Origin of the sequence: Prevotella sp. oral taxon 313 (assembly GCF_003043935.1) — a bacterium.
In the GTDB taxonomy this organism is placed as follows: Bacteria; Bacteroidota; Bacteroidia; order Bacteroidales; family Bacteroidaceae; genus Prevotella; species Prevotella jejuni.
Genome location: NZ_PYXE01000001.1, coordinates 199,639 through 221,011 on the forward strand (window position 1 = coordinate 199,639; position 21,373 = coordinate 221,011).

Genomic DNA, 21,373 nt, shown 5'->3' on the forward strand with positions numbered 1-21,373 from the left:
AAATGATCATCAAATGCCCTGAATGTGGCCATCAAGTGAGCGATAAGGCTCCCGTATGCCCCAGTTGCGGTGTAGAGATTGCTGGACATATCATTAAATGTTCTCATTGTGGTGAGTTATACCTCAAGGAAGAGACGTCATGTCCTAATTGTCATCATACGGAAAGTCACTTTGAACCTTCCGAAAATACTACTGAACAGAATTCAAACAAGCTTTCTAACGAACAGGCTACAGCCGCTCCTACTGTCGTTGTCCCTGTCGACAAGAACGAAGCAAACGAGGAGAAGGAGGTTGAACGTCCTGCAGCTGAGGAAGAATCAAGCCATAACAACGTTGAACCACAGCAGCCTTTCGAAGACGAGGGGATTGAGGATGGGACGGTAGATGCCGATTTCATCATGGACAACAAGGCCGATGAGGAGGTGATAGCAAAGGCCGAAGCAATCGCAGAGACCACTGAAGAGGAAGAGGAAAGTAAGTCGTCTAAGGATAACCACCTCTCTTTGGCTGTCTCTTTGCTCATCGCTGCCATCACAGCTGCCGTCTTGCTCTTCCTTTACAACCAAGAGATAGGGTCAAGCAAGGCTAACACTGAGCAGGATGCCTACGCCCAAGCGATTAGTAGTAACGAGGCTACGGTGTTAAAGAACTACCTTGATGGGAACCCATCAGCACCGAAGGCGCATCGTGACAGTATTGCTGCACGACTGAAAGCACTGACAACAACGACGGCAAATGCCCAACAAGCCAATAATGACTTGGCTATTGCCTTAGCAAGCAATTCAAAGGATGTGTTACAGCAGTTCATCGCTAAGTATCCTAACTCTACTCATCGAGGGGAGATAGAGGCTAAGATTGACGAGATAGACTGGGCGCAAGCCGTGGCTAAAAACGATGAGAATGCTTTCCTCGGATACAAAGCTCAACACCCAAATGGCCTCCACAGTAAGGAAGCCGATGAGAAGCTGAAGACGATCCTCGTACCAACTGTATCGGAGGGGGATAAGACGAAAGCTGTCAGTGCGGTACGTCAACTGCTGCAGGGAATGAACAGTAAGAGTACTGACAAGATTTCTGGTGCTGTTGCTTCATCGTTTAATTTCCTCGGCGCGAGCGGTGCCACGGTGAAAGACGTGCGTCGTTACATGACCGACAAACTCTATCAAGCTGACGTGAAGACCATTAACTGGCATCTTGGCTCACCTGCGGAGGTGAAGAAAAGCAGTAATGATGATGACGCAGAACTACGTATTAAAGTCCCTGCCACACTGGACATCGATCGTAAGGGGGGTAAGTCTAAACGTAGCTACGTCATTTCTGCCACCGTAAAGGGCGGCCGAATCACGCAAGTCAACTGGAACCAAATTTAGTCTTAAGGCTGAGCTCGTTGGGAGGATAGAATGGGCTATCCTTCTAAAAGGCTTTGCCTGTCGTATTTCTCATAGCTGTCACAGGGAGACGAAAGGTTTTCTTTTACATCTATAGAGTCCGCAGGCGACCTGTCTCCACTACCCTCTTCCCACTTTATGAGTAGGGGCAACGATTGTAGGAACCAACTATTAGAGGGGTTCCTACCTTTTTGTTTATATCCCCTCGGCCCTCACTCATTCCAAGCACATAACGCCTTCTATCACAACAAAGTCATGTGAACAATCAAGAGTGACGCTACCACAAAGGTAAGACTTACTATATAATAAGGTGTAACGCCCCCTTCTACCAGAGAGCCTTTGCCCCACGACTGCGGTTAGACCTACTATATAATAAGGTGTAACGCTTCTTCTATCAGAGAGCCCATGTCCCACAACTTCGGTAAGACCTAATATATAATAAGGTGTAACGCCTCTTCTATCAGAGACCCCATGTCCCTCTCCGTCTCAAAAGGGCTAAAAACAAAAGGATATAACAAGGCTTGCTTGCTATATCCCAATCGTAATATCGTATGAAGCAAAGGCCGAGCCCTAATTATCTATCTGGTCGATAGTAGGCTTCTTAATATCTGGCACAGGAGCTTTAATAGCCGGCTCCGACTGCCCATCAGGGTTAGTAGGAACGATGACAGGTTCCTCCGGCTCCTGAGACTCCTCTGTCTCAGTCGCTTCAGGCTTATCACTATCCTTCTTCTTCTCCTCTTTTATCTCCTCGTCTTTTACCTCCTCCTTTGTTAACACAGGTATTTTCGGACCATTATCAATACCGATTACCTCACCAGACATGTCCACCTCATACTTACGAGGGGGTGCCATCTGTCGCGTTTCCATAAGAATAGCAAGTACAATAGCCCCGACGAACAAGACAATAGCACAGATAGACACTGGCACTTTATAGGTTGGTTTCTTCTTCATTAGCTTCTTTCTTATCCTTTAATTCAATCCCTTATCGACTTACTCCGTTATCTGCAGGCAGTAAGGCAACGGCTGTTGGAGCGTAAGGAAACTGATGGTGGGCTGATTGTCCTTCGTACATATCAGCGTACTCTTATCCCCTTTCACTGCCGAACCCATGTCGTAGCCCATCGCCTTCACCTGTGCCTGCAGTCCTGCAAAGGCCGTACGATTAAAGACATAGACATAGACCGTCTTACCATCTTGCGCCAGAAGGACCATACTGGAGTTACCACGTCCCATCGCAGTAGGCAAGAAGTCGCTCGTTAAATTCATGTTCTTCACCCAGTTATAGTCTTTTCCGTAAGCGTCAGACGACACACCCTTATAGACATAACCTTGTTTTTCAAGCACCTGTTTGCCCATCTGTAGCGTCTTGGCTTGGAAGATCTTAATCATATCAGCAACCGAGACAACATCTTTCTGAGCATGTGCACCTACCGTAAAGAGGGAGATAGCGAGTAAAAGGAGTATTTTCTTCATTCTTCTTCGTTCGTTTATACCGTATCAATAGGGCCCACCCTCATTTTGACGCAGCCCCACTCCGACACGTTACAAAATTATGAAAAATATGGAGAATGAGCAAGAAAAGGAGGGAAAAAAGGTTGGGGAAGAAGAAAGAACAAGAGAGCCTCACCCCCAGCCCCAGCTGGCCCCTCCCCCAACCCCTCCCCCGCAGGGAGGGGCGTAGTATGTGAGGTTACCCCTACAAGACTGCCAATAAGAGGTATCACGAAGCCAATATCCACTCTATAGGAGTATCTCGGTGATCACGCCCCTCCCTTTTGGGGAGGGGAAGGGGGAGGGGCCAGCTGGCAGTTAGTATGTGAGGCTAACCCTATTGGGCTGCTAACACGGTTCTTGGGTAGTTTTTTCTCTCACAGAACTCACAGATTTAACAGAACCCTTTTGCGCACAGTTTCGAACTCACAGAACGCCTCCGGCATACAGATATCACAGAACGTTACTGCCAAAGATGGGTGTTGGGTGATGGGTGTTAGGTGTTGATGATTAGCTAACGTTGGCTGTAAGGTTCTGTGAAATCGGTTGACTTAATGTCTCTGTGGAATGCTGTGTGTTCTGTTCTTCTGTGTTATCTGTGAGAAAAAGAATATTGGAGAATTGTCGTGGGGAGTTCCTTCTTTCACGAAGGATATTTCTTTCTCTCACAGAACTCACAGATCTAACAGAGCGTTTTGGCGCACATTTCGAGCCCACAGAAGGCCTTCGGCATACAGAGAACACAGAGGCCTCACCCCCAACCCCTCTCCGATTGGAGAGGGGAGTAATATGTGAGGTTACCCCTATTGGGCTGCTTGCACATATCATCGAGTTTTTTCTCTCACAGAACTCACAGAGTTCACGGAGGTTTTTGGCGCACATTTCGAGCACACAAGATAGTGGCCCCTCCCCCAACCCCTCCCCCGCAGGGAGGGGCGTAGTATGTGAGGTTACCCCTACAAGACAGCCAGTAAGATAATAGAACGAGACGCACATCCTCCTTATAGGGGTATCTCGGTGATCACTCCCCTTCCCTTCGGGGGAGGGGAAGGGGGAGGGGCCAACTGGTAGTTAGTATGTGAGGTTACCCCTACTGGCCTACTGATAAAAGGAGATGGGCTGCTAAACATACGGACGTCGTGCAGGGGTATCTCGGTGTTCACTCCCCTCTCCATTCGGAGAGGGGCTGGGGGTGAGGCTTCTGTGGCTGTAACGTTCTGTGATATCGGTTGACTTAATGTCTCTGTGAAACCCTGTGTATTCTGTTCTTCTGTGTTACTCTGTGAGAAAAAGAAATGTCCTCAGAGAGAAAAAGAAATGTCCTCCGTGGGAAAGAGAATTATACTCTGTGAGGGAAGAGACGCTATTCAAAAAGATAGGGACTATCAAGATATTTCAGCAGCTAAGCCCCTCTCTTTTCGAGGACACGCCCCTCTCCATTGAAGAAGACGCCTTTCTGCAATCGAGAAGAGGCCCTTCAAGGGGCAAGAGCATGCCCTTCTTGAGACAAGAAAGGCATGTTCTCGAATGCTACTTGTAAACTTCTGATTTCTTGTGGGTTACAAACTCGAAGAGAGAGGAGAATATACTTCTATTTCGTAGAGCATTAGGTCTATCGCATGTAAAGGTTTTTCACAGCGTTACATATACGAATGAGACGTATAGCGAAACTGACGCTATAAAAATGAGGACCGTGTAGGACATCCCGCAGAAGACAGTATAAGCCGAGAGAAAACCATCCCCGACACAGCAAGGGGGCAAAGGGTAGAAACACAACAAAGGTGTATCAGGACGGAGAAAAACATCCATGATACACCTTCGGTATATATTCTGAAAACCAGTTAACGCACTTTACCGTCTACGTCTTTTAGAGGCTAAACGCTCTTCGCGCATCTTCTCCATCACAGCCTCCTTCTCCTTCGCACGCTGTTCAGCCAGATGAGCAATCAAGCGGTCGAGGTCTAAGGCTATTTCCTTAAATCTATTCAACTCCTCCTCATCCTCAAACAATTTATTGACCATACAAGAAGGGATGTCCTTAGCCTTCTCTTGTAGTTCCTTACCATGCTCGGTCAGCGACACAAAAGTCTCTCTTCCGTCGCGTTCACCTTTGACACGTTCAACCAAACCGAGCTGAGCCATGCGCTGAAGAAGTGGCGTCATCGTGTTGGAATCAAGGTAGAGTCGGTGGGCAAGTGCCATCACCTTCTGATGATCCTCTTCCCAAAGAGCCATCAAAACGAGGTACTGAGGATAGGTGAGACCTAACTCGTCAAGCAATGGATAGTAAGTTTGTGTAACAAGTCTGCTCGCTGTGTACAATCTAAAACAGAGTTGACTCTGCAATTTGAGTTGGTTATATACCATACTTTATTTACTTAATAATGTTCTGTTAAACGTCAAATCCCTTTTTTGGTCTTGAGTTCTAATGTTTCCTAAAATAATCTTTTTCGGTGTACAAAGGTACAATAAATTATATTTTTCGTTAATTGTCTTGCATCTTATTTAACATTAATTACGTTGAAACACGGTAGTTTTAAGGCTTCTTTTGACTTTTTCTTCTAATCTTTCCTCTTATCTTCTCCGAACATAACCCACTTATAGTCAACGTCAAAGCGACATCGTCTATTCCTCTCGCAACCCTCGCCTACCCCACCGCCAACCATCAACAAAAGAGGTGACCACAGACAAGCAGCACTCATCCATGGTCACCTACGATTATTCTAAATGCCGAAGGGCGCTTATTCAAAGTAATAAAGGAAGGTAGCAATACCCTCAAGAGCAGGCTTGCGCTCGCCCTCTATCTCTATTTGGAACTTGATTCCAGCCTTACAAATACCCCTTAGATTCTCGATACTATCGAGTGAAGCGACAAGACGGACACGTGAGTTCACGAGGACAGGACGACCGAAGCGCATCTTATCCATACCGTAGTTGACCATCATCTTTAGGTTGTTAACCTCGATAATCTCCTGCCACATGTGTGGAAGAAGCGACAGTGTCAGGTAGCCATGAGCTATTGTGCTCTTGTATTGGCTCTCGACAGCAGCCCTCTCTGTGTCGACATGAATCCATTGATGGTCGAGTGTCGCATCAGCAAAGAGGTTAATTCTCTCCTGATCGACGAGTAACCACTCGCTTTCACCAAGCTTCTCACCCAGTCGGGCAGCAAGCTCTTCGTAATTGTTTACTGTTAATTTTGCCATAGTTGTTGTTTCCTGTTATTACTACATAACCTTGTTTGATAGCGTTCCTTTACCTTTCATCCCCCTACCTATATATTATAAGGTGTGGAGGGGTGCCCTATCATTTATCGTACAAATATACAAAAAACTTTCTAAATGCCAAAATCTAACGGCCAAGCTGCCCTTTTTAAGCCTCAACAAGATGTACACGCAATTTGTGTTCCATCCCTTTTCTCGATACGTTATTGGCGTTGACAGGCTCAGAAGTGATGTCGATGTAAAATCTATTTTATCGTCACACAACCAAAGATAACACCTTTGTAAGCTACCTTACATGACGAAACTAACGCTGCAAAGGATTGAGTATATCGGCAAAAGATGTAAATGCCCTCCCCTATTCTCAACTGTCAGTAAGATAATGAAAAGTCCTTACATCCCATCAAATAAAATGCCCTTTACATGGAAGTATCTCATCCACTACAAAGCGCACCATAACCCTCACGAAATCAACACATTACATTTAGCTTTCAAGAACATGTTCTTCTTGCTTGTAAAACATGCCCTTCTTAGGGCAAGAAGGGCATGTTCTCGATTGTTGAAGGGCGTCTTCTTCAACAGAGAAGGGCGTGTCTTTGAAAAGAGAGGAGCGTGGCTGCTGAAATATCTTGACAGTTACTATCTTTTTGATTAGTATTTATTCCCTCACAGAGGACAATTCTTTCTTTCACGGAGGACATTTCTTTTTCTCTCTGAGGACATTTCTTTTTCTCACAGAAATACACAGAAAAACAGAACACACAAAGGCCCACAGAGACATTAAGTCAACCGATATCACAGAACGTTACAGCCAATCTTAGCTGAAACGTTCTGTGAATTCTGTATGCCGAAGGCCTTCTGTGGGCTCGAAATGTGCGCCAAAAAAATCTGTTAAATCTGTGAGTTCTGTGAGAAAAAGAAATACCCACAGTGAGAGAAAGAGATACCCACAGTGAGAGAAAAAACTACCCTCAGTGAGAGAAAGAACAACCCAAGAACCTTGTTAGCAGCCCAATAGGGGTAACCTCACATACTACGCCCCTCCCTTCGGGGGAGGGGACGGGGGAGGGGCCGGCTCTTTTCGGTATCAAGAGCCCCCTACAAGGACTCAAACAAAGGAGCAAAAAAAAAGCTTAGGAACCTTATTACTAAGCGTTTCTAAGCTGTAAGTTGCGGGTGCAGGACTCGAACATGCGACCTCCAGGTTATGAGCCTGGCGAGCTACCAACTGCTCCAACCCGCGATATTAACCATTGTCAACCCTTCAATAAACCGTAGTGTATTTCCGAATTGCGAGTGCAAAGGTAGGCATTTAATGCCATACTACCAAAGAATTATACATTATTTAACATACTATCCACTCCGCTCCTGCCGCTTCAAGGCTCTCACGACTCCCATTTCCATAGGTTACTCCGCACGTATGTGTACCTGCATTGCGTCCCATAAGGATGTCGAATTCGGTATCACCTACCACGAGTGCCTCATGCGGTTCGACGTTGAAACAACGCAAGGTGAGGAGTACTGGTTCGGCTGCGGGTTTCTTATTGACCACATTGTCAGCACCAACAAGAAAGCTAATATAGTTTGTGAGTTTCAAATCTGTCATCAGTTTAACAAGCGAACTACGGTTACGACTACTCGCTACCGACATCCTAATGCCCATAGCAATCAGCTTATCAAGCGTTTCAAAGACCCCCGGGAAAATCGTGACAGCCCCCGGCACGTTCTTTATATTGAATATTTCGCTATACACCTCGGCACACTCTTCTGCCTTCTCGTCGCTCATCGGGATAATAGAAGAGAAACATTCTTTCAGTGGAAGACCAATGGTTCGAGCACACTCCTCACGTGTTCGCTTTGGAAGGTGTAACTTCTCGATCGTTGCAAGCATCGTATCAGTAATCAGTCGTTGGGAGTCTCCGAGCGTACCATCAAAGTCGAAGATGACAAGACGTATACCAGCAAGGATATTGGGGTTCGTGAACAGGTCTGGACAACAACGTGGCCTTGCTTCGTCAACGGCCTCAACAGACTTCGACTTGGACAGCTTCTTCCTTTTAAGATAGCCCTTCACCCGCTTATAACCCTCCTTACCAAGAATCGCAACACCAGTGTATTGAAAGGTTTTCGCCAGTCCAAAGAACACGGTGAAGAGTATGCCCTTTGTCGCTGTAGACACTGGAAAAAACACTTGCACAAAGGAGAGTGCATAGAAAGGAAGGCACATCAGTAGTACGATAACCCCTGTGCGAAACGATAGTTGTTGAAGTTTACTCTTGATAGACATATTCTGCTCGAAACATATAAACCATTCTGTCAAAAGTAGACAACGCATAACACGTCTCTTATTGATAATCCCCACCTTGACAGACTTGGACAAATTTCAAGCTACAAAAGTAAGCAAAATCTTCCTAATAACCCCCAAACCTATCCTTATATATAGTAAAAAAGGGAAGAGAAGCACAATTTCTACAGTTGTGCTTTCGCACATTCCAACAATTATTAGTAAATTTGCACGGTAAAAAGTAATATATTCATTTCCCCTATTTATGGCAGAAAAGATTAGGATAAAGGACATTGCAGAACGCGCAGGAGTAAGTGTAGGAACGGTTGACAGGGTATTACATAAACGTCCGAACGTATCGGAAGTAGCACTGAAGAAGGTAGAGAAGGTGCTAAAGGAGATGAATTACCAACCGAATGTATATGCAAGTGCACTTGCTTACAACAAGAGTTACAAGTTCTATTGTCTAATCCCCAAACACAGTAGTGAAGCTTATTGGGAAGAGATAGAGGTAGGGGCTATGAAGGCAGTCGAGGCTCGCAGGGACTTTTATGTTGACTTAGAGATTATGTATTACAGCCGTCTTGACTCCCACTCGTTTGTCGAGACCTATCAAAAATGCCTAAGGAAGAACCCAGACGGAGTAATCCTCGTGCCTACAACATTAGAACTTACACGGCAGTTCACAGAGGAGTTACACGATAGGAACATACCCTTCATTCTGCTTGACTCCTTTATGCCATCGCTGCAACCACTGTCCTTTTATGGGCAGGACTCCATTCAGAGCGGTCATTTCGCAGCCAAGATGCTTATGCTCATAGCACAGAGAGAGGAGAGCATCATGCTCATGAAGCAGACAAAAGATGGGAAAATGGCAAGTAGACAACAGGCGAATCGTGAGGTGGGGTTCCGCAACTATATGCAAGAGAACTATCCTGACATTAAGATACTGGAGGTTAATCTACCCTTGGATGAGGAGAGGAAGCGTTATGACCATATCTTAGAGAAATTCTTTAGTGAGCATCCTGAGGTGCACCATTGTATCACCTTTAATTCTAAAGCACATATCGTCGGTAAGTTCCTACTGAAGACTCGTCGCAAGAACGTGCAGATTATGGGCTATGACGTGGTGCATAAGAATGCTGACTGTCTGCGAGATGGTTCCATATCGTTCCTTATTGCGCAGCATGCCTACCAACAAGGCTACTTCAGTGTAGACTCCCTTTTCCGTGCGTTGGTGCTGAAGAAGAAGGTTGAACCAGTCAACTATATGCCTATCGACCTGTTGACAAGGGAGAACATAGACTTCTATCATAGGGAATGGGGGTAAGTTGGGACCTCCCCCGACCCCTCCGAAGGAGGGGAGAACAAGCCTGACAAAGGCTGAAAGGAGGATGGAAAAAGGTGGAAGGAGATATAATAAAAGATAGTGTAAACGCTTAATGTAAGAGATGGTAACGTTTAGTACGAGAAAAGAGTAGGCTCAGTAGGAAAAGTGTTAGGCAGGAGTACAAAAGCTGTTAGGCATGAGTACAAAAAGTGTTAAGCATGAGTATGAAAGCTGTTAAGCACGAGTACGAAAGGAGGGGACGTCAGATTAGGGCCGTTTCGTAGGTCTTGATAAGACTATAAGACCATCACCATGGATATAAGACTGCCCAGACATGACGCATCAATAGGCGACAGTTGGCACGAGTCAACGACATGTCGTCATTCAATAGAGGGACAAGAACCTCTATAGAAAGCATTAAATACGCAATAGAAAGCATGACAGAAAATAAGAAAGGACTCCTTGCTTTGAGTCCATTGCTGGTATTCATCGTTCTATACTTAGTCACCTCAATCGTTTCAGGCGACTTCTATAAGGTGCCAATAACCGTTGCCTTCATGGTATCGAGTATCTTTGCTATCGCCATATCAGGGGGCTTTCCGCTCGCTAAACGTATTGAGATATACTCTAAGGGAGCCAGTACAGATAACATGATGATGATGTTATGGATATTTGTACTTGCTGGTGCCTTCGCTAACTCGGCAAAGGATATGGGGAGCATCGACGCTACTGTCAACCTAACTCTCTCTGTTCTGCCCGACAATATGCTGCTTCCAGGACTCTTCTTAGCGGCTTGTTTCATCTCAATAAGCATCGGAACGAGTGTAGGAACTATCGTTGCACTAACGCCAATAGCCGCAGGTATAGCCACATCAACCAACAGCTCGCTGCCTTTCGTGGTCGCTATCGTGGTCGGAGGGTCGTTCTTTGGCGACAACCTATCGTTCATCAGCGATACAACAGTCGTCGCTACAAGGACACAAGAGTGCAAGATGGCAGATAAGTTCAAGGTCAACTTCTTCATTGTAGCACCTGCTGCCGTCCTCATCCTATTAGGTTATGTATTCATGGGAAGGGACATCCACACCGTAGGACAGACCTCACACGTCGACTTCTATAGGGTTATTCCTTACATGGCTGTGCTTATCTGTGCTGTTTTCGGTATGAATGTGATGGCCGTTCTGACCATAGGTCTTGTCCTCACAGGCGCTATTGGCATCATTGATGGCAGTTACGACCTCTACGGATGGTTTGGTAGTATGGGCAAAGGTATCACCGGCATGGGCGAGCTAATAATCATCACGATGATGGCAGGCGGTATGTTAGAGATCATCCGAGAGAATGGTGGCATCGACTACCTCATCAAGAAGATCACACGTCACGTCAGTAGCAAGCGTGGAGCAGAGTTAACAATAGCCTTCCTCGTCAGTTTAGTAGATATCTGTACGGCTAATAATACAGTCGCAATCCTCACCGTTGGCGGTATAGCCAAGCAAATTGGCGACCGTTACGGAGTAGATAAACGCAAGGCAGCCAGCATCCTCGACACCTTTTCTTGCTGTGCTCAAGGTCTGATACCCTACGGTGCTCAGATACTGATGGCGGCTGGCTTAGCCAAAATCAACCCCGTTAGCATCGTTCCCTTCCTATATTATCCGATGGCATTAGGCATCACCGCCCTACTATCCATCCTCTTCCATTACCCCCGCCGATACTCATAACATATCATCAACACCCTCCATCAACACCCAACAACACTCTCCATCAACACCCAACACCCATCCATCAACACCCAACACCCATCACCTAACACCCAACTCCATGCAACCAATAGAATCATCTGGGATGGACATCATCCAACGCAACTTCTTTCGTATCCTCTGTTCAGGCGCTTTCGGCACACAGTCGAGCCTCGAACCGATGTCAGCCTTCAAGTGGAGACGACTCATACAGATGGTGGAAGCACAACAGGTAATGCCCATCTTCACCAATGGTATCGCTCGTCACTCCATGGACGAAGGCCTTAACCTACCAGAGAGCATCATTACCGACATCAAAGCAAAGCAAGAAGAGCGCAAGACACTGACTGCGAGAATACCGAAGACCGTCAGACTTAGCAACTCACTACTTAATCGACGACTAAAGAGTCTCATCTATAATGAGCTCCACAGTATCGACACCTCCATCGAAGCCCTCGACCTTTTAAAGCTCATTGTATCCAATTCAGAGACCATGTTCACACGTGGCATGAACTTAGGAGGTATCATCACGATGGGCGAATACCTAAGGATACGTGGCAACAAAGTAGACTTCGTGAAGCTTGAGAACTGGCTGAACACCTTGCAACTAAGTGCGATGGCAGAGCTACAAGGCAATGTACTCATCTCCGTCTTTGGCTTTGAAGAAGACGAGCTACCCTTTGTCACGAAGACTGACCCTAATGCTTATCGACTCACACTACGCAGTATTTCAGACTTGGCAAGGGACACTGCGCATGAATGGCACTTCAAACAAAACGCTGCAGGGTTTGTTCAAAACAACAACACAGTGCTCCAACGCAACGTACGACGCAGTCTTCGCTACGTTAGATATGCACCCATCGAGACGACAAGTAACTTCTTTCGCAACTTCGTTAGAAGCCTTTCTGAAATAGAGGAATAGCCCTGTTCAACCATAGAGAAAGCCTTGCCCCAAGCGGACAAGGCTTTCTTATTTTAGTTAAATAAGTAGTTTTTCTACACTTTTCACCCTCATTAAGCTTTTTATCAGATATTTTTTGTATCTTTGTCCGTGGATAGTTAGAATCCAGAATATAAAAACCTAAATACAAAACATTCGTTTAATCAAGATGAAGAAAATCTTACTATCAGTGGCATTGATGGTAGCGAGCATCTCGCTTCATGCCACAGATGCGAACTATCAGGTAGTTCCTCTCCCACAGAGTGTCACTGCTGAGAAGGGTGCACCATTCGTTTTAGAAGTTTTCACCTCTATCAACGTAGCCAGCAAAGATGATGCGATGCGCCGTAATGGTGAGTTTTTGAAACAGTATATCACGGAGGCTACGGGTATTACTCTCGATGATCAGAACAAGAAGGGGAACACTATCACCTTAAAGCTCAACCCAAAGATTGAGAATGAAGAGGGTTATGTCATCACCATCAAGGCTAACACTATCACCATAGAAGGCAAGACGCCACGTGGTGTATTCTATGGTGTGCAGACCCTTCGCAAGTCTTTACCATTAGAGAAAGCCAAGAGCGTCACCTTCCCTGCAGCCCGTATCGTAGACTATCCACGCTTCGGCTATCGTGGTACGATGCTCGACTGTGCTCGTCACTATTTCAAGATGGACTTTATCAAAGAGTTCATTGACATGTTGGCCCTCCACAATATCAACACCTTCCATTGGCATTTAACAGAAGACCAGGGCTGGCGTGTGCAGATTGATCGCTATCCTAAGTTGACAGAGATAGGCTCAAAGCGTGCGCAGACCGTCATCGGTCGTATGACAGGACTCTATGATGACACACCTTACGGAGGCTATTATACAAAGGACGAGATGCGTGAGGTTGTCAAATATGCTGCTGATCGATATATCACAGTCATCCCTGAAATCGACATGCCAGGCCACATGCTCGGTGCATTGGCAGCCTATCCAGAGCTTGGATGTACGGGTGGTCCATACAAGGTAGCCGAGCAATGGGGTGTATTCCCAGACATTCTCTGTGCTGGAAACCCTAAGACTTACGAGTTCGTAAACAATGTCTTAGACGAAATCGTTGATATTTTCCCATCTAAGTATATCCATATTGGAGGCGACGAGGCCCCACGTGTGCGTTGGCAACACTGTCCTCGCTGTCAAGCTGAGATTAAGCGTTTAGGCTTGAAAGGCTCTAATGGTTTCTCTGCAGAGGCTCAGTTGCAAGCTTACTTCATGAATCAAGTGGCCAAGCACTTGGAGTCTAAGGGTCGTAACATCATCGGTTGGGATGAGATCTTAGAGGGTGATGTAGACAAGGGGACGACTGTCATGAGTTGGCGTGGCGTCAATGGCGGTATTGAAGCGGCTAAGCGTGGATTGGATGCCATCATGACTCCGACCACTTACTATTACCTTGATTTCTATCAGAAGCCAGATAATCGCATGATTCTCATCGGTAATATGCTCCCTGTAGAGACAACTTACAGCTACAACCCAGTGCCTGACGACGCTGCACCAGAGTTGAAGAAGCATGTTAAGGGAGTTCAGGCTAACCTATGGACAGAGTATATCATCGGTCGCGACCTCGCCTTCTTCCAGCTCCTCCCACGTGTTGCTGCTATGGCAGAGACGGCTTGGACGGAGAATAACAAGAAGGACTTTGCTTCTTTCAAGACCCGTGAAACCCGCCTGAACGAGCTTTACAAGCACTTCGGATGGAAGACTTGCCAAGAACTCTACAAAGAAAAGAAGTAATTACGATGGTGTTTTAATATCATCTAATTCGTGTTTTAAGTTTCTCAATAGATTGTGCTGACAGGGTGTGGGGGCTCTCCCCATATCTTGTCGGCTTTCTTTTTGTTTGCTAACAGACTGTTTGTCGATTAGATAGCGACCTTATTAACCACAATGACTGATAGGAGTAATAAATCTTATCCTATCTTTTTCTACTACTGACTGAGGTTTTTTAGCTTTGTATTCAACATTCTCTCATATTAAAATATCCTTACAAAACACACAAGAGAATGCTTGGGGGAAAAGGGTATAACCGCCCCCTTCCTACCACATACAAGTCATTTGTTTTCAAGAAGTTACACGATTGCAAAGGAGAAGGGCCTCTTCAAGGGGCGAGAACATGCCCTTCAGGGGGCAAGAAGGGCGTCTTCTACGAGCAAGAGGGGCGTCTTCTTCAAGATTGTTAAGCCTCTTCTAAAATCAAGAGAGGAATTTTCTTTACAATAGAAGGCGTAAACATAGAGGGAACAGAGGTATCTCTCTGTCTGCACCCATCCGTCAGTAAGATAGTTCAACACTGCCAACACGCAGTAAACAAGCGGTTTATCGTACGACTGTATTAGAAGCAATGGCGTTTAAGGAACTCCTCATACTGATTGCGATAGCCGTTGAAGACATTGATGTCTACCCCACCATGGATGCCACGCACCGTCCCGTCAGGACTCAACTGCCAGTAGGCAAGTTTGAAATTCGGCTTATACTCGCCATAACGAGCTATCCACACGTGATAGTTATCACCTAAGTCGGGGGCTAAGGGCATATAGGTATTGGCGAATACTTGGCTGATATAGAGTATCGGACGCCTACCCGTATGCTTATAGACATAGCTCATCCACGCTCGAATATGATGGAACATCACAGCCGAACCACCCATTGCTGCTATCTGTGCATCAGACGGTTCGACATCTAAGACAGGTGGTAGGTCGCCTTTCAAGAACCTACTGTACTTTAAGAAATACTTAGCTTGTGCTGTACCAGCCGACTTCGTTGAAAAGAAATGGTAGGTTCCTGTACGAATACCATGCGCACGTGCGGCCTTGTAGTCGGCTCCGTAGTAGGCATTCAACACCGTACAACCCTCTGTTGACTTGACGTAAGCGAACGAAACAGGATAGTCTACCCTCCCCTTAATAGTCTTCGTACTCAGCGTACCGAGGTCGGTGATGCGCAGTCTGTCCCAATGTATCTTATAGACCTTACCATGGTCTTCGTGCTGATAGCGCGACAGGTCGATGCCATAGACACGGTCGGGATTATACGTAAGTCGCTCGCCCTTAAACACATTCGCCTTCCATTCGCCCACTTGTAGATACTCATGTGGGGCCACATAGATGCCAAATCCGTTCCGTTTCCCCTCTTTCCAATGACCGTCGTAGTAGCTTCCATCGTCGCCAAAATACTTTCCATAACCGTTGGGCACACCCTTCTCCATCTCGCCCACATATCGGCCGCTTTCAAAACGAACGCCTACTAAGAGATTGCCGACAATACGACTATGACGAGCATAGTATCGTTTCAATGCCGCTAAACCACCCGCTTTCTGCAAAGGAGTGAAGACACCGAGCGGTGTTGACGCATCCTCCGTCTGTAAGAGTACACTTCCTTGCTCCTTATCAGTCTCAAGTCGGTTGCAAGCAACGCCTTTCTCTTTCTTTGATGAGGGCAGAAGGGTGTAACGATTGAGCTGAAGAATACGCAGACGGGCTGAGGTAGCGAGCGTGGAGTCTAACACTTTGATAATTCTTCGTAGTGAGTCCATCGCATGTACGACCTCCGCATTATAGTCGGCAACCTTGTTGTAGCCATAATCCTGCACACTATGAACACGCAGATAATAGCCCATCTCGTTGCGTTTGGTCTGTAGTCCGTCTAACTCTCCGTCCATCTTTGCCACCGTCTGACGCAGGAGTTGCTGCACGCCGACGCCCTTCAAGTTGACTATCGTTGATGGTCGATAGTCCCATCGGATAAGGATACGACCCCGACAAGACGGTATGAGGGGCCAACGGTTGACCCAATAACCTTGTTGTCGGACGCTACGTGTTGGGATAGAGTCCTTGTTCACCGAGCCACTGACAAATGATGAGTCAGCATAATCGGCAAAGTAGGCCACGGTCTTGCCGTTAGCTTCGACAGCATAATACGTCTCTTGACTAACGGATACACCGCATTTATCTACCTCTTCCACTGAAGGAGGCAGACAACGAAAGATGATATATATAAATAGGAGAGTAAGTAAAATACCAGTTCCTACATACTTTATTCGCCTCTGACGGCTCGTACTAAACATTAAAAAAACCTTTAAAAACTTTGCAAAGTTAATGATTATTTCTATCTTTGCAGCCTATTTATGAAGAAATTGGCCAACATATCACTCTCAATCCTGCTATCTGTCATGATACTTTGGATTGGTTCGGGCATCATGGTAATGGTGTGCGAGCATACAGGGAATGTGTCTGTTGCCAAGACGGAGACTAAGAGACACTGCAATGAGAGCAAGGCCGACCATTGCATGAAGTATACTGTAAAGACGCTATCGCCTACGAATACGGCACAGAGTAGCTTCTTTAAGCTCCAACCCTTACAGTTGTCTCTTCTCCCACAGATGGTTAGCTGCAATCAGCTTCTGCCTTTGCCCGTTCTGACAAAGGCACCAGAGAGGGTGTTGTCGTTGCTTTGGCATAGTCCGCCACGACAATATCTTCGTATCCTCACCACGCTTTTAATTTGATTTCTTGATGTGTCTGTTGCCCGCAGAATGGGGTGACAGAGGATTCTTATTACCTGTATCTCAAGTGATTACAGGTGCTAAGGCCGTATCAGTCTACGCCATATACTGATATTGCCCATCTATTCACAAATTCTAAAACATCAAGTAATCAAACAATAATGAATAAGATTATATATTTAGCAGGACTGACCCTATTGTCTGTCCTACCAGCTGCAGCACAGCAGACTGCCCCTGACTCTACCGCAACACTTAAAGATCAGACACTCTCTGACGTGACTGTCACCGCAAGAAGGGCATCAGTGAGATCGCTCGCAGGTGCTATCAACGGGAAAGACATCCTACGAGATGAACTCTTCAAAGCCGCTTGCTGCAACCTTGGTGAGAGCTTCGTAAACAACCCAGCAGTCGATGTTAACTACTCTGATGCGGCCACTGGTGCAAAGCAGGTGAAGCTTCTTGGACTCAGTGGTACGTATGTTCAGATGCTTACAGAGAACCTTCCTAACTTCCGTGGAGCGGCCCTCCCCTACGGTCTCGGCTATGTTCCGGGTAGCTGGATGAAGAGTCTTCAGGTCAGTAAGGGCAACTCCTCTGTCAAAAACGGCTATGAAGCAATGGCCGGACAGATTAATGTTGAATACTTAAAGCCCGAAGATCCGGAGGGAGTAACGCTCAATCTCTATGGTAGTACGATGGGTAAATTCGAGGCAAATGCCGATGGTAACATCCATATCAACGGTAATAAGAACCTTAGTACGGGGATTCTTGCCCACTTCGAGAACAACTGGAGCAAGCATGATGGTAATGGGGATGGCTTCCAAGACGACCCTCGTGTAAGGCAATATAACCTTCAGAACCGATGGTATTGGAAGTCGGGTAGCTACATGTTGCACGCTGGCTTGTCGCTATTAAAGGAAGATCGCACAAGCGGACAGGTCGACCATCATGGCTCTATGACGGCAGGTATGACGCCTTATCGCATCAATATCGGTACGAACAGATATGAGGCTTACATGAAGAATGCCTTTATCTTAGACCCAGCACACGGTACGAACATTGCCTTAATGGGGAATGTTTCTATGCACCAGCAGAACGCTTCGTATGGTATCAAGGACTATTACGTCAATGAAAAGACTGCTTACGCATCGTTGATCTTTGAGACTAATTTCACTGATGAGCATAACCTCTCTGCTGGACTGAGTCTTAACCATGACTACCTGCACCAGAGTCTGACCCTGCCAACCTCTGCTGTGCCTGCTAACTACGGTAATCTCTACCCGCTCACACGGGGTATTGAGAGCGAGACAACACCTGGCGCATACGTGCAATACACTTATAACCTGCATAATAAGCTCATCGCTATGGCAGGATTACGCATCGACCATAGTAATGTCTACGGCACCTTCGCCACTCCAAGGTTTCACTTAAAGTGGGTTCCGACCGATTTCCTCACCCTTCGTCTATCGGCTGGTAAAGGCTACAGGAGTCCTCACGCACTGGCTGAGAACAACTATCTCATGGCTTCTGGTAGACGTCTTATCATCGACAAGCTCAATCAGGAGGCGGCATGGAACTATGGGGCAAGCTTCGCTTTCCTCATCCCTATCGCACAGAAGATGCTGAAGTTGAACGCAGAGTACTATTACACCGATTTCCTTTCACAGACGGTTATCGACTACGATACGAACCCGCAGGAGATTCATGTTACCAATCTCAATGGTAAGAGCTACTCGCATACGTTCCAGATTGATGCGTCTTATCCGCTCTTCAAGGGCCTTGAACTGACAGCAGCCTACCGTTATAACCTCGTGAAGACCACCTACGGCGGTAGACTGATGTGGAAGCCGCTGCAGAGTAGATACAAGGGACTGCTCACAGCAAGCTATAAGACGCCATTAGGTCTGTGGCAGTTTGATGCTACCTTGGCCTTGAATGGTGGCGGACGTATGCCTGAGCCTTACACTCTCGCTACTGGTAACCTCTCTTGGGAACGCAACTATAAGGCTTACGGACAGGTTAACGCACAGATAACAAGATATTTCCGTAATTTCTCACTCTACCTCGGTGGAGAGAACCTTACGAACTTCAAACAGAAAAACCCTATCATTGGCTATCAAAACCCATGGGATAACAGCTTTGAGCCAACAATGGTCTACGGACCTATTCAGGGTGCTATGGCATACGTGGGCATTCGTCTCAATCTCGGAAAACATCAACAATAAGGATATCAAAACACATATTATTAATACATAAAAACAATTCGGATATGAAGAAAACTATTTTCACAATGTTGTTGGTCATGACTGCCATGATCGCAACTGCTAAGAATCTTAAGACCGTTATCTACACGACAACACCACAGATGCACTGTGCTAACTGTGAAGCTAAGGTCAAGAACAACCTCAGATTCGCTAAGGGTGTGAAGGAGATCAAGACTGATGTAAACGAACAGAAGGTCTATGTTACTTACGATGCACAGAAGACTAACGAGGAGCAGATTAAGAAGTACTTTGAAAAGTTTGGTTATAAAGCTGAGAAAACAACTAAGGAAGCTAAGATTCCTGTGCACGAGAATGAGGAGTGCGACAATATGTAATCAACTAAACAACCTCTAAGTAATTGATTGTAAGGGCCATCTGCGTTTACTTGGTGGGACTTAAAAAGCCCTAAAAGTACACGTTCTGCTGCCCTAACAAGCGTTATCCATCGACCATTACACGACTTACATCAGTCTGTGTAATGGTCGATTTGTGTGTTGGGAGGGGTGAGGTAAAAAAGTAACCAGCCGGCCCCTCCCCCGGCCCCTTCCCCGCAGGGAGGGGCGTAGTATGTGAGGTTACCCCTATTGGGCTGCATGCATGAGGCATGGGGAGTTTTATCTCTTACGCTGGGGCATATTATCTCTCACAGAACTCACAGATTTAACAGAACTTTTCCACCAACATTTCGAGCCCACAGAACGCCTCCGGCATACAGAATTCACAGAACGTTATAGCTAATCTTGGCTGTAAGGTTCTGTGATATCGGTTGACTTAATGTCTCCGTGTGACTTTGTGTGTTCTGTTCTTCTGTGTAATTCTGTGAGAAATAGAACGCACCCACTCTATGAGATGACACACAAACAACTCGCTGGGGAGGTTTTTCTCTCACAGAACTCACAGATTTAACAGAACCTTTTTGCGCACAGTTTCGATCCCACAGAACGCCTCCGGCATACAGAGAACACAGAGCGTTACTGCCAATGATAGATGTAACGCTCTGTGCTATCTGCCGGCCGCAAGGCCTCTATGAAACTTTGTGTGTTCTGTTCATCTGTGCTTTTCTGTGAGAAAAAAAACATTACATAAAATCAAGCTAAACGCCCTCTAAACAAGAGCATGGCAACCACTCAAACCGAGCGGATAACCCACAAGAAATCAAAGTGTTACGAATAGCAATAAAGAAGACGCCCTTCTTGCTTCAAGAAGGGCGTCTTCTACATGCAAGAAGGGCATGTTTTGGAATGTTGAAAGGCCTCTTCTATATGCAAGAAGGGCATGTGTTACGTCCGTGAGGGACGAAAAATGTTTACATAAAGACAAGCACGTGGAGGCTTATCGCTGTCCGCTTGTCATCCGCCTCATCAACTGCAACAACGAAGGAACGAAGATGCAGAGTGAGAAAAACAGTCCTCCATACATCATTCGGTCGTCGCCATGGAATAAATCGATGAGCTTTCCATCGTTCATCTCTGGTAGTAAGTTAAACATGAGATAGGCTACACTGTTGTTGACCCAGTGGAAAACGAGTCCTGGGAGTATGCTGCCTGTACGGTAATACATCCATCCTAAGAGCAAACCTATCACAAAGGCGTGGACACCCTGCGCTTTATTGAGATGAATAAAACCAAAGATCAAAGCTGAGATGACGATGGCTATCCAAGGATAACGCTTGCCTAACGCCACTTGCAGCGTGTGCTGTATGGCACCACGAAAGACTATCTCTTCGGCTATCGGTACCATCAAACCTATGGCTACATAACCCCAAGAGACCTTCATGACATCTTCGAACATCATTCTCGTGGTGTCTGGCATGGTCAGATTAATCTTTTCTACAAGGTACTCCGTCGGGAGGATGGAACCTAAAGCTAATAGCGCGGCCCAGACGAAGACGCCCCAAGGACGGCTCCTAAGATAGTTGCGGGAGACAGGTGCCCATCGCATTGCAACGAAAAGGACAATTGTCATAAAACTACTTAGGACTGCTGACACTGCAATACACTCTCCAGAATTATTAGGAATGACGCTATGAACTTTTCCATTACCGCTTAGCAAATTGAAAACATAGCCGCTTCCTAACAAAGAGATAGACTGAATAAAGATGAAAAGTGATATAAACAGTATGATATATAATACTGCGCTCCACACGTTTTTAGTATTCTTTTGCAT

General features: G+C 46.1%; 15 protein-coding genes and 1 tRNA gene. 8 read left to right on the forward strand and 8 right to left on the reverse strand.

The features are described from left to right. Positions 1-2: 2 nt before the first annotated feature. A complete protein-coding gene (locus tag AXF23_RS00810; RefSeq protein ID WP_107623952.1) occupies positions 3-1,370 on the forward strand; it encodes a zinc ribbon domain-containing protein in 1,368 nt (455 codons plus the stop codon). 588 nt (positions 1,371-1,958) lie between these two features. Here AXF23_RS00810 and AXF23_RS00815 read toward each other — a convergent pair. The 6 genes from AXF23_RS00815 to AXF23_RS00850 form a co-directional block, all read right to left on the reverse strand. Further along, positions 1,959-2,342, reverse strand: a complete 384-nt coding sequence (locus tag AXF23_RS00815) for a hypothetical protein (protein ID WP_107623953.1) — start codon at positions 2,340-2,342, stop codon at positions 1,959-1,961. 39 nt (positions 2,343-2,381) lie between these two features. Then, positions 2,382-2,864: a hypothetical protein gene (locus AXF23_RS00820; protein WP_009011667.1), complete on the reverse strand. Its 483-nt coding sequence runs from the start codon at positions 2,862-2,864 to the stop codon at positions 2,382-2,384. A gap of 1,869 nt (positions 2,865-4,733) precedes the next feature. Further along, a complete protein-coding gene (locus AXF23_RS00830) occupies positions 4,734-5,249 on the reverse strand; it encodes a MarR family winged helix-turn-helix transcriptional regulator (protein ID WP_107623954.1) in 516 nt (171 codons plus the stop codon). Positions 5,250-5,623: 374 nt separating this feature from the next. Then, positions 5,624-6,088 (reverse strand): MaoC family dehydratase, encoded by a 465-nt coding sequence (locus AXF23_RS00835; protein ID WP_107623955.1) that lies wholly within the window; start codon positions 6,086-6,088, stop codon positions 5,624-5,626. 1,185 nt (positions 6,089-7,273) lie between these two features. Beyond that, positions 7,274-7,346 (reverse strand) — tRNA-Met (locus tag AXF23_RS00845). Between the two features lie 102 nt (positions 7,347-7,448). Next, positions 7,449-8,438: an HAD hydrolase-like protein gene (locus tag AXF23_RS00850; RefSeq protein ID WP_233251211.1), complete on the reverse strand. Its 990-nt coding sequence runs from the start codon at positions 8,436-8,438 to the stop codon at positions 7,449-7,451. 214 nt (positions 8,439-8,652) lie between these two features. Here AXF23_RS00850 and AXF23_RS00855 point away from each other — a divergent pair, with 214 nt between their 5' ends. From AXF23_RS00855 to AXF23_RS00870, 4 genes are all read left to right on the forward strand, one after another. Then, a complete protein-coding gene (locus tag AXF23_RS00855) occupies positions 8,653-9,717 on the forward strand; it encodes a LacI family DNA-binding transcriptional regulator (protein ID WP_107623957.1) in 1,065 nt (354 codons plus the stop codon). Between the two features lie 437 nt (positions 9,718-10,154). After that, entirely contained in the window at positions 10,155-11,438 is a 1,284-nt protein-coding gene (locus AXF23_RS00860; protein ID WP_107623958.1) for a Na+/H+ antiporter NhaC family protein, read from the forward strand. 124 nt (positions 11,439-11,562) lie between these two features. Then, complete coding sequence (locus tag AXF23_RS00865; protein WP_107623959.1) at positions 11,563-12,378, forward strand: hypothetical protein; 816 nt, start codon at positions 11,563-11,565, stop codon at positions 12,376-12,378. Between the two features lie 187 nt (positions 12,379-12,565). Further along, positions 12,566-14,176 (forward strand): beta-N-acetylhexosaminidase, encoded by a 1,611-nt coding sequence (locus AXF23_RS00870; RefSeq protein ID WP_107623960.1) that lies wholly within the window; start codon positions 12,566-12,568, stop codon positions 14,174-14,176. A gap of 598 nt (positions 14,177-14,774) precedes the next feature. Here AXF23_RS00870 and AXF23_RS00875 read toward each other — a convergent pair. Then, entirely contained in the window at positions 14,775-16,505 is a 1,731-nt protein-coding gene (locus AXF23_RS00875; RefSeq protein ID WP_107623961.1) for a GH25 family lysozyme, read from the reverse strand. Positions 16,506-16,565: 60 nt separating this feature from the next. On the opposite strand from AXF23_RS00875, the gene AXF23_RS00880 reads away from it, so the two are divergent. The 3 genes from AXF23_RS00880 (at position 16,566) to AXF23_RS00890 (ending at position 19,542) form a co-directional block, all read left to right on the forward strand. Further along, positions 16,566-16,946, forward strand: a complete 381-nt coding sequence (locus tag AXF23_RS00880) for a hypothetical protein (RefSeq protein ID WP_107623962.1) — start codon at positions 16,566-16,568, stop codon at positions 16,944-16,946. Positions 16,947-17,104: 158 nt separating this feature from the next. Beyond that, positions 17,105-19,168: a TonB-dependent receptor plug domain-containing protein gene (locus AXF23_RS00885; protein WP_107623963.1), complete on the forward strand. Its 2,064-nt coding sequence runs from the start codon at positions 17,105-17,107 to the stop codon at positions 19,166-19,168. A 44-nt stretch (positions 19,169-19,212) separates the two neighbouring features. Continuing rightward, the gene (locus AXF23_RS00890; protein ID WP_009011656.1) at positions 19,213-19,542 is read left to right on the forward strand and encodes a heavy-metal-associated domain-containing protein; all 330 of its coding nucleotides are present in this window, start codon (positions 19,213-19,215) and stop codon (positions 19,540-19,542) included. Positions 19,543-20,539: 997 nt separating this feature from the next. Here AXF23_RS00890 and AXF23_RS00900 read toward each other — a convergent pair. Beyond that, a complete protein-coding gene (locus AXF23_RS00900) occupies positions 20,540-21,373 on the reverse strand; it encodes a CPBP family intramembrane glutamic endopeptidase (RefSeq protein ID WP_107623964.1) in 834 nt (277 codons plus the stop codon).